At 54.2% G+C, this 1,157-nt stretch carries 1 protein-coding gene and 1 pseudogene; both read right to left on the reverse strand.

Features of this window, described 5'->3' with window-relative positions; all coding sequences use genetic code 11:
- Positions 1 to 255 (reverse strand): annotated as a pseudogene (locus tag HJG40_RS14860) (hypothetical protein); the annotation flags it as partial.
- A gap of 158 nt (positions 256 to 413) precedes the next feature.
- The coding region (locus tag HJG40_RS14865; protein WP_226857498.1) for an IS701 family transposase at positions 414 to 1,157 on the reverse strand (744 nt) is incomplete at its 5' end.

The raw sequence follows: 1,157 nt of genomic DNA on the forward strand, positions 1-1,157 counted from the left end.
ACCTTTAAAAATCACGGCCAGACGGGTCCATATCCCATCAATTTGCTGACTGATGGCCACCCGGAGGGCATAAGCACCATCAAACAGCACGTAAATGGCAAAAAACCAGACCAATAACGGAATCGTCGCCTTGAAATCGGCTAAGGCCACCAGGGCATACACTAATGCGGCCACTCCGCGAATGGCCAGCAGCGACCAGGAATAAAAACCGCCACTTTTTTTGATAATCTGTACTGAAGAAGTTGCTGAAGTCATCTCGCACCTCGGTTAGTTGTCAAAATACAGTGATCGCCGACCAGTATCATATCGTTATTTTTTGTTTTTTTTAATGAAACCTGAAGTTTAGACATTCAGCTTCCCCGCCTGTCCCAGTGGGTGGCGATATGATGCAGTAAATTTGGGGTAGAAGCGTGTCAGGCAGCCTTTTTGCGGGGTGGGTCATCGGTATCGGCCCAAAAGTCGGAATTGGGGCACTGGAATTTCCCGGACTTTGGGTCATAGTCCCTCCAGAAAGGAACCCGCAGAAAATGCAGATGGAGCCATTGAGCCATGAGTCCTGCAGTGACGGGTGTAGCGATACGCCAAGGCGCTACGGCGGTCATAGGAAAGTCCTCGGCGACTGTTTCCGCGAGGAGCTGCACCATGGACCAGGCAATGCAACGAATTTGCATCCAGCGTTCGAGAACAGCGCGCCTTTGCTGCCAGAGGTTATTGATGCCCCACCAGCGTTTCAGGTTATGGAAGAGGGGTTCGATCTGACAACGGTTGCCATAGAGGGTGACGATTTCAGAGGCGGTCAGGTCGGTTTCGGAAGCGAGATAAAGGCGTGTGGGCGACCATCGATGGTGTTTTGCATCGTAGATAGCGCTCCAGACTGCCCGGACGGGATGGCCGTTGAGGAAGCGTGCCTGGGCGACGATGGATTGAAGACGGACCTTCTGCCATTTCCCATAGACAAACAGGGTGAGGATCTCTGTGGGGAGTGTGGCAATGGCTTCCGGGGTCAGTTTGTCTCCATATTTCCGGGGCCTACCCCGCTGCGCTTTGGCGGGTTTGGGCGGGGGTTGCCGATACAGTGCGGTATCATGGCGCACCTGGCCGATGAACTGGCCACGCTGACGCAGCAGGGGCAAGAGCAGGCGGCGGCGCATGAACCA

It is taken from the genome of Acidithiobacillus concretivorus (assembly GCF_018853445.1).
Taxonomy (GTDB): domain Bacteria; phylum Pseudomonadota; class Gammaproteobacteria; order Acidithiobacillales; family Acidithiobacillaceae; genus Acidithiobacillus; species Acidithiobacillus concretivorus.